We start from the raw sequence: 8,536 nt of genomic DNA, 5'->3' as shown, positions 1-8,536 counted from the left end.
GGCTCGGGCGCGGTGTCGGGCTCAGGCTCGGGCTCCTCGGGGGCAAGGGTCTCGTTAGGTTCCGGGGTGGGTTCGGGGGCCGGCGGCTCTGGAGCGGGTTCGGGACTGCTGATCTCCAGGGCCGTCTGCAAGGCCTCGGGGGGCTCGGCCGCCCCCACCGGCGGCCGGCTGCGCCGGCGGGAGCGCTCGGACTTGACCCGCTCGTACTCCGCTTCGCCCAGCTCCGTGCGCACCACCCGGATGACCGTGTTGGGGCTGCAGCCGTAGCTGTCCGCCAGTTCCTGGCTGCTGGAGCCCTCCCGGAAACGCCCAACCAGTTCGGTTTTCTGGCTGTCGCTGAGCCGGGAGGCGGCCATGGAACGGTTCAGGCGAGGTCGTCCACTGTACGGGTGGCTACCGGAGTGCCCTCGCCACCGAACGCTGGCACAATGCGCTCCGTGCTCCCTTAGCTCAGCTGGATAGAGCAGCTGCCTTCTAAGCAGCCGGTCGATGGTTCGAATCCATCAGGGGGCGTCAGGGCAAAAGCCAGTCACAGACTGGAAGAAGCTAGTCAGGACGGGGGCTCTCAGGGGGTGTCCCAGCACCTGCCATGGGTCCAGAAAGCCCCCTAAAAACCCAGGAAATGCCAAAGTTTTACCCAGGATTTACCCGTGGGTGATAACGATGGCGCAGCCCCCCTGGCTGAAAAGCCTCTGCGGCAGCTTCAAGGCCCACCGGACGGGCCGGACCGGGTGGTTCCTTCAGGAGCACCGCGACCGGCTGCGGATCGTGAGCGCCGAGTTACCGCCGCGGCCTGGGGAGCCCTCTGAGTCGGTGGCCACCCGCCGAGCTTTCACCCTGGCCACGCCTCCGGGACCAGCCACTGCCGCCGCGGCCCTGACCGAAGCCTGCGCCGTGTTCGATGCCGTCCTCGCTGGCACCTGGGAATGGCCCGATCCTGAGGCCACCCCGGCAGGTGACGACCCGGGGCACCTGCACCCCGAGCACCTGCAGCGGCTGCTCCAGCAACTGGAAGCCCGGCTGGTGGGGGAGCAGATGGCCCCCCGCACCTGGGAGCGCACCTGGAGCCCCTACCTGAGCCGGCTGGTGGCAACGGCTGGTGAGCGCCGCTGGGCTGACGATGAGACCTTCCTGGCCGCTTTCCTACGGGGCTGGGAGCCGAACAGCAGGTCGAGGCAGATGGCCTACGACCGGGGCCGCCGGCTGTGGAAGGAAGCGGGCTGGAGCTGGCCCGAGGAGCTGGCCACCCTCCGGGGAAGTGGAAAGGCCGCGGCAGATCCCCGGGGGGTGCGGGCACTGACGGATCAAGAGATCCAGCAACTGCGCGAGGCGATCGAGGGAAGCAAGCTCACAGCCGTCGACCTGGTGGCGTGGGATGCCCTGATCGTGTTCGGGTTGCGCCCCCAGGAACTGATCGGCCTGGAGCTGAAAGGAGCGGCCGGAGGCCAGCCCGTGGCAGTGGTGAGCCGTTCGAAGGTCAGCAGCAAGGGGGCGACCCGGCCGCGGCAGGTGCCGGCGGTGCCACCTGCCGGGTGGCCCCTCGACTGCTTCGGGCTGCTGGGGCGGTGGAGGGAGCACGGGCTGCCGAGCTGGAGCCAGACGGCGGCCAGCCCGGGGGAACGGATGACGAAGCAGCTCCGCCGCCTGCGGATGCCGGAGGACGTAAGCAGCTACGCCACGCGCCACGCCTTCGCCTTGCGGCTGGGCCTCGACCTGGGGCTGCACGTCAGGGAGGCCGCCGAGCTGATGGGGCATTCGCCCGCGGTGCACCTGGCCACCTACGGGAGGCGGCTGGATGGCCCCGCCCTGCAGTCCAAGGTTTCCGAACTGGTGAAGTTACGCGCCGGAAAGTGACAACTACGAGCCGGGAAAGCGAGGTTACGCGCCGAAAAGCGAACGCTACGCACTGAAAAGAGAACACTACGTGCCAATTCTCAAAGTATTTTTTTGGTCGTATTCCTGGCCTAACCGCGTAGAACCATTGCCCTGATTGCGTTCAGCCGTTGGATGCTGGATCGGGCAGAAATTAGTTTCTCGGAAGTGCGTTGCAGGAGCACGATTGCCCCTTAGGGTGATTGCAGGTCACGGGGCTATGGCCCCGTCGGGCCTCATTATCCCTCCCCTTCAATCATGATTTTCACCGCCACCACTGGTGACGTGCGGGACTCCCTGCGCGTGAGCAAAAACACCCTCGCCCGAATGCGTGCCGACGGGATCTTCCGGCCCGGCGTGCATTTCGTCGCGCTGGGAACCGGCAGCCTAAGGGCGAGTCTTCGCTGGGACCTCGCAGCCGTCGAGGCCACTTTGCAGAAGCGCTCCAGGCAGATGGGGGCGCCCAAGCACGACAACCACTACCCGGCGCGGAAGAAAGCGCAGCCCGCCGCGTGAGCAGACAGAGAAAGACCCCGTGCAGTTGGCGCTGCCGGGGCCCTGGTTCCTCTGAAAGGCCGAGAAGGCCACCCGATGACCCACTACAGGAAACCGAGTTCACCCATCATGAACTATCAAATCGAGACCAAGACTGGTCTCCTCTCGAAGGATTCTATCGAGCCCCAGCCCGGCACAGCCGCGGCCCTGATCGTCACCCCCACCGGGCGGGTGTTCACCCCTGACGGATCACACAGTCTCGGCACCTGCGGCACAGCGGAGCGCGCGATCGAGTTCTGCCGGCGCATCGGCTGGAGCTGGATCGTCCGCGACGTTCACCCCACCCAGGACCTGGCCGGAGCCGGCGAGGTCCTGCCATGACGGCCACGACCTCCAGCCACACCAGCCCCGGGGCTGCGGCGCCCCCTACGGCGCTCTTCCACTGGCCCGCGGTGGCCACCCATGTGGCGCTGCTGCGCAGCCGCCAGCGGCCTGAGGCCCTGGTGCTGCTCACCCTATTCCCGCCCCAGCCCGCACCGGGCGAGCCCCGCGGCTGGAGCACCTACTACCTGGCCACCACGGCGCAGGTGCTGGCCGGGGATCCCGGGCTGGCCGCGGCCATCGAGGCGGACCTGCACCGGCACCCGGGGCACAGCCTGGGGCTGATCGTCAGCGAACCGCACCCGCAGCCAGCGGGCTGGGGGAGCAGGCCGGAGCATTTCAACGCCCCGAAGATCCGCGACGGGGTGGCCCAGACGGCAGAGCAGCAGCAGGCCGAGCGTGAGCGGCGCTGTGCGGCCTGGGTCAGTGGGTCGGCAGCGCCATGGTGCCGGCCGATCTACTGGGGATCCCGCGCCGACCACATCGCCCCCTGCCGGTGGCTGTTCGCGGAATGTGACCGCGAGGGAATTAGCGGCGCCGATCAGTTGGCCCTGGCCGCGGCCGTGTTCGGCGCACCGCCCACGTTCAGCGTCAGCACCGGCGGGAAATCGATCCACTGCTACTGGCGCCTGGTGGAGCCCATCACCCCCGAGCGGTTCACCGAACTGCAGAAGCTGGCAGTCGCCGCCTACCGGCACCTGGAGCCGGACTGTGCGGTGGATGGCTCGCTGTCCAATCCGAACCGGGTGCTTCGGCTGGCTGGTGGCCACCACCCCCGCACCGGACGGCTGGCCACCATCCACTCCGCCGCCGCCACGGTGCTGGATCCCGACTCGCTGGCGGTCCGGCTGCGAGCCCTCCAGCCGCCTCCCCCACCAGCCCCACCCCTGAGGCAGCACCGGCCGCGGCCAGCAGCAGCAGGACACCGGGGAGGCCCGGTGACGATGGAGAAGATCCGCGCCGGGCTGGATCGCATCCCGCCCTACGCCTCCAAGCAAGGGCAGCGGGAAAAGTTCATCCTGTTCGTTGGTGGGCTGCGGGCTGCGGTTCGCGAGGCCGGCGGCAGCGATGCCGACGCCCTGGCCCTGGCGCTGGAGCACAGCCCCGGGGTGCTCGACGCCGCCGATTACTGGGCCTACGACTGGACCCGCACCACCGCCGGGAGCTTCTGGTATCAGGTGGGGGCGGGCCGATGAGCGGCGACTATGACGCCAAGGCCGCCGAGATCCTCGCCGCCAGCAACGGCAACGGAAACGGAAAGGGGCCGGCTCAGGGCTTCACTCCGCGGCCGGACACCCGCGCCCGTTGGGGAAAACGGGACTTGGGGCATGGCCGGCGGGTGGTCTGCATGGAACGCTGCATCGAGGTGCAGGCCGCGAGGGAACGGAACAGCCTCCGCCGTCGCGCCCGACTGCTGAAGGCCCTGAAGGATCTGGGTCTCAAGGAAGTGATGAACCGACAGGACATTGCCCAGCGAGTGCTGGAGGCGAAGGACGCGGAGCAGGGGAACTGCTTCAAACCGCTTTCAGCGGCAGACCGCGCCGCCATGCCTCGACCGGTCGTCCGCTGGCTGCTGCCGGGCGTCGTCCCACTGCAAGACATGACGATCATCGGCGGCAGGCCGAAGGTAGGGAAGACACGCGTAGCGGTCGCCATGGCCGCCGCAGTGATGAACGGCACCGGCTTTCTGGGGTTCCCGGCACCAGCCCACCCGCGTCCCGTGATCCTTGTGACGGATGACCAATCCGACGGCGACAGCGCCGAAATGTTGGAAGCAGTCGGCGCGTACCACCACCCGTTCTTGACGTGGTCGCGAAACTTTCGCCTTAACGAAAGAGATCTAGACGCACTGTTGCGAACAATCGGCAGCCTGCCGGGTGCGTTAATTGTGCTGGATTCGCTTCGGTCGATTGGGCGAAATCTGCAACACGGTGAGAACGACCCCGAAATAGGCGCGACACTCTACGACCTGAAACAGGCCGTGATTGACAGCGGCAGCACTTTATTGCTGGTGCATCATTGCAACAAGGCGATGGACCTGGTTGGGGTGGAAGCGTTAAGCGGACACAACGCAATCGCTGGCGCCGCTAACACCGTGTTAACGATGCACTATCTAGCGAAGTCAAACGGACAGCCGAACAAAACCGCACCGGAGCGTCGGTTGTTTCGCGAGGGAAGGTCCGGCGAGGGTTTCGACCTGGTCGTCTCCCGTGATGGCGCTGGCAGTTTCACCAAGGCAGGCGAAACCGAAGCATGGGAGGCCGAGGCCCAGGCCGCAGAGAAGTTGGCCAAGCTGGCGCCCCTTCAGCAGCAGGTGCGCGAGGTGCTTGAAGGGTGCGTCGGCTGGCTGACCCGCCGGGAGGTGTGCGACCTGCTGGACATCCCATGGGGGGAGCGCGGCCGTGGCCCTGAGGCACGGCGGGTGGAAGACGCGCTTAAGGCGCTGGTGGCCCTGGGGGTGGTCGAGTCGGTTTCGGCCGGAACCGGTGCAACGTACCGCCCTAGCTCCCCGTGCTCTCGGACGAACGTCTCGGACGTCCCACCCAGTCATATAAAGGGATCCGAGCGAGACGATGAATCCGGACACTCCTTCTCACCCACCGGGCCAACCCAGGGTGAGACGGAGTGTCCGGACGGGACGTCTCACCCGGATCCATTGCAGCGCAAAGGCGGGACGTCCGAGACGTCCGAGAAGTCCACCCCCCCTGGGGGGTCCGTTGGATCCGGAGCCGATGCCTTCGACGACGACGACGACCCGCACTGGCCAGCCCGGCAGGAGGCCCCGTGATGGCCAGACGCAACCACCAACCACTCTCCTCGCTCCCCGCCGGTCGGGGGTTGCCCGCCAGGCCGCCACCCCTCGATCTGCTGATCAGCAAGTAGCGGCGCTTTGCTTTGGGCGCTTCCGACCGGCATCTTGCCGAGGAGGCGAAGCGATGAGCACTTCTCGCGGCCCTGGTGCCTTATTGCACCGGGGTGCCCGGGAGATCATTCTTCAGACAGTGCGATTGCTAAGTCGCAAGCAAGTGATACTCCTCGACCAATGCATCAGCATACTTCTGAACCCCTCTTTGTAGAACATCAGCAATGCCCCAGTTTAACTGAACTTGATTAAGCCACTCTATTGCCGCATCAAGCTCATGGTCATTGTATCGTCTTGCATTTTTCAGTTCCTTGATCTTTATCAAGTCTTCTAGTGGAATAAGGTTGATTGTTATTGTTGTCGCTATCTCACCTTCTCCGCCTCCTCTGTACACAGCATCCCTGGGTTCTCTTGAAAATGTAGATGTAACCAAATGGAGCTGAAGGTGACGCAGTTCTCGTAGCAAAATAAGCATCGCGCATTCGGTATCTTTAATCTGCAACGGCGTTTCGTCCTGTCCCCTTTCTTCTAGATCGTAGTCAAGCATTTCTTCCATGCCGACAAGCTCCATCAGTGCTGCTCTTAAATATGCCACTCGCATGATTTCCTTGTGCTCTTCGGAAACTAAAGAAGGGTTTGAGATCTGCTGCAGAAAACGGAGACAAGCCACTGAACGTTGGTGCACCCTGGGCAGGCTAAGGATGGCTTCCCTTGTCTCTTTTGTGAGCAAACAAAACATCGATGTGGATTCAAAAACGGGAGGCTGATGAATGAGAAGTCTTACTTGAGGAGCCATGTTCTTCGCGTGGGTTTGTTTGTTGATTGGGCAGCGCAAGGTGCCTCCTTAGATTTCGATCCCGCCATTCATGAACACCAGGGAGTGTAGTCGAAGATCGTATTCTGGCCCTCTAATCGAAAGGAGGTGCTTCCACGCTGGTGCACTATCATTCCCCGTTGTAGGTCATCGGCAATGGATTCGGGCCGGTCGGCCGCACCCTCATGAAGCAGGTATACAAGATCACATACCCGACAGGAAAGACCTACATAGGCAAGGACAGCATTGGTAGCGCTCGATACATAGGTAGTCCCGACATGAATCTTGTCAATGCTGACTTCGAAGCACTTCCAGATAATCTCCGCAGAGACTATACGTTGAGGAAGGAAATCCTATGGGAGTCTTGCGATGCAACCGAAGCCGAACTCTCCGCTAAGGAAGTAGAGATGATTCGTCTTTACCGGTCCAACCACCCTGCCATTGGATACAACCGTTGGCCAAGGCTTTCCATAGTAGATGGTTTGAATAATTGCCCTCCAATACGTGCAGTTGATCCACCCACCTAACAATTGGCTGAGCGGTTCCAAGAACTGTCAGCATTCTCAACTCCCATTCCGTCAAGCACAGAGAAGGCAGTCACAGAGGAGATTCTGAGCAATAACGCCGCAGGGGCTTTGGTCTGCAGCTTCCGGTTTCTTCCAGAGGTTCAACGATCTGAATTGCTAGTGGACTTAGCCACTGCTCCCCTCACCTGCGACGGGGCGCCCCCTTCAGCCGATGAGGGGGCTGCTGGCATGAAGTTAAGGCCGAGGGCGAGACCCGTAGATGTCATCGATCCAGACCATCTTTAAGAACCAAGCGCATAAGATGACGAGGAACGACATGCCAACGAACTCGGCCGCACCCTGGGCCTTGGCTTGGCGGATCATCACCGCTTTCTCGCGGCTGTCGATTAAGTCCTGCCGCGCTTCCTCAAATGAGCGGAATCCAGACTTGGCAATCTCTGCCGCTTCGATATCAAGAACGAACGGCTTTTCAACCCATGGCGCCCTGCCTTCCGAGATATTAGCTGACGCCATGAGTGCTGGCCCGAGCCAGAAGGGACAGGTGACAAGCGCGGTGACGAACAGCTTGGTGGCTAGCTTTCGGCTCATGGAAGAGAAGGGCGAAGGATTGCGGGGGGCGTCAGAGATTATCAATTACCTCCAGTGCCTCTATCGACGCGAACGCGACTCGTATCAGGCCATGGGCAGGGGCTATTGAGGGGGATGTCCAACCTGAACTGATCCGGCAGAAACGCCCTGGAGGGCTGTTGGCCTGAGGCTCGGGGATGTTCACAGTAACTGCCAAAACCCCCTAAGCCCGTGCCGCTCGCGATGTTCCTGCCCATCTGGCCAAGTAGTGTCAATCATCCCATCAGCCGCCGGTGTGGCCACGCTCCTGTGGCCCCCAGCCCTTGGGCGGCGTGGACCCTGGCGGTGATGGATCACCGCTCGCGCTTGGCCTGGGATGAACTGGCCGTCGCCTGCATAGACGCGCCAGTTTCTACGCCTAGATAGTCACAACCCCCCATATCGGTAATGCAACACCACCCATAAGAAAGGATTCGGAGTATCGTCAAGCCATGCCCCCCCTAATTACTAGATTAAACTAGCAATGACAACGGCTCGCTCTCTTGCCTCTCTTCTGCTTATTGCTGCATGTCTTTCTGCGTGTGGCGGAAGCTCAACAACAACAAGCTCATCAACATCAAGTACATCGACAACATATAGGTGCCCAATCGAAATGAACGCGGCAGGCACGATGACGAGTGGAACAGAGACATTCACCTATCTGCCCGACGCTATGGCGGTACAAATGAAGACCATGGTTTCCGGCGAAATGAAAGATGTAAATCTTCCAGCCATAGTATCTGGCGATGAACTAGCGTTCAACAGCCTCAGCTCGGAACCGATATTCTACAAACTGAATCTCAAGACTCTTGCCCTAAACGTTAGATCAAATGTCTATAATGCGGTTGATGGGAGTCTTGCGCTTACTGGAACAGGACAATGCTCTCCCCAGTAATGACTGAAATGTCTATCTAAGCAAGTGACGCGTCTAGCGCGTCTTGATTCCGGGCCATCGCTGTCGGAGCGCCTCCCCCTCCC

At 62.3% G+C, this 8,536-nt stretch carries 7 protein-coding genes, 1 tRNA gene and 1 pseudogene; 6 read left to right on the top strand and 3 right to left on the bottom strand.

Annotated features, from left to right (window positions below):
• A pseudogene (locus KBZ04_RS11180) lies at positions 1-356 on the bottom strand (hypothetical protein); the annotation flags it as partial.
• An 83-nt stretch (positions 357-439) separates the two neighbouring features.
• Between KBZ04_RS11180 and KBZ04_RS11175 the strand changes: the two are divergent.
• The 6 genes from KBZ04_RS11175 to KBZ04_RS11150 all read left to right on the top strand — a co-directional run bounded on the left by KBZ04_RS11175 (position 440) and on the right by KBZ04_RS11150 (position 5,536).
• Positions 440-513, top strand: a tRNA-Arg gene (locus KBZ04_RS11175).
• 150 nt (positions 514-663) lie between these two features.
• On the top strand, positions 664-1,854 hold the full coding sequence (locus KBZ04_RS11170) for a hypothetical protein (RefSeq protein WP_254992005.1): 1,191 nt from the start codon (positions 664-666) through the stop codon (positions 1,852-1,854).
• Positions 1,855-2,130: 276 nt separating this feature from the next.
• On the top strand, positions 2,131-2,388 hold the full coding sequence (locus KBZ04_RS11165) for a hypothetical protein (protein WP_254992004.1): 258 nt from the start codon (positions 2,131-2,133) through the stop codon (positions 2,386-2,388).
• A 108-nt stretch (positions 2,389-2,496) separates the two neighbouring features.
• Entirely contained in the window at positions 2,497-2,748 is a 252-nt protein-coding gene (locus KBZ04_RS11160; RefSeq protein WP_254992003.1) for a hypothetical protein, read from the top strand.
• The gene (locus KBZ04_RS11155; protein WP_254992002.1) at positions 2,745-3,944 is read left to right on the top strand and encodes a hypothetical protein; all 1,200 of its coding nucleotides are present in this window, start codon (positions 2,745-2,747) and stop codon (positions 3,942-3,944) included. The genes KBZ04_RS11160 and KBZ04_RS11155 overlap by 4 nt, the downstream gene beginning before the upstream one ends.
• Complete coding sequence (locus KBZ04_RS11150; protein WP_254992001.1) at positions 3,941-5,536, top strand: AAA family ATPase; 1,596 nt, start codon at positions 3,941-3,943, stop codon at positions 5,534-5,536. The genes KBZ04_RS11155 and KBZ04_RS11150 overlap by 4 nt, the downstream gene beginning before the upstream one ends.
• Positions 5,537-5,759: 223 nt before the next feature.
• Here KBZ04_RS11150 and KBZ04_RS11145 read toward each other — a convergent pair whose 3' ends face one another.
• Entirely contained in the window at positions 5,760-6,446 is a 687-nt protein-coding gene (locus KBZ04_RS11145) for a hypothetical protein (RefSeq protein ID WP_254992000.1), read from the bottom strand.
• A gap of 740 nt (positions 6,447-7,186) precedes the next feature.
• A complete protein-coding gene (locus KBZ04_RS11140) occupies positions 7,187-7,540 on the bottom strand; it encodes a hypothetical protein (protein WP_254991999.1) in 354 nt (117 codons plus the stop codon).
• Between the last annotated feature and the right edge of the window lie 996 nt (positions 7,541-8,536).

The sequence above is a fragment of the Cyanobium sp. N5-Cardenillas genome, assembly GCF_024345515.1.
In the GTDB taxonomy this organism is placed as follows: Bacteria; Cyanobacteriota; Cyanobacteriia; order PCC-6307; family Cyanobiaceae; genus Cyanobium.
This window is presented reverse-complemented; position numbering and strand designations above follow the sequence as displayed.

Coding starts and splice junctions, on each gene's coding strand:
- KBZ04_RS11170 (WP_254992005.1), top strand. CDS start 664: ATGGCGCAGCCCCCCTGGCTGAAAAGCCTCTGCGGCAGCTTCAAGGCC.
- KBZ04_RS11165 (WP_254992004.1), top strand. CDS start 2,131: ATGATTTTCACCGCCACCACTGGTGACGTGCGGGACTCCCTGCGCGTG.
- KBZ04_RS11160 (WP_254992003.1), top strand. CDS start 2,497: ATGAACTATCAAATCGAGACCAAGACTGGTCTCCTCTCGAAGGATTCT.
- KBZ04_RS11155 (WP_254992002.1), top strand. CDS start 2,745: ATGACGGCCACGACCTCCAGCCACACCAGCCCCGGGGCTGCGGCGCCC.
- KBZ04_RS11150 (WP_254992001.1), top strand. CDS start 3,941: ATGAGCGGCGACTATGACGCCAAGGCCGCCGAGATCCTCGCCGCCAGC.
- KBZ04_RS11140 (WP_254991999.1), bottom strand. CDS start 7,540: ATGAGCCGAAAGCTAGCCACCAAGCTGTTCGTCACCGCGCTTGTCACC.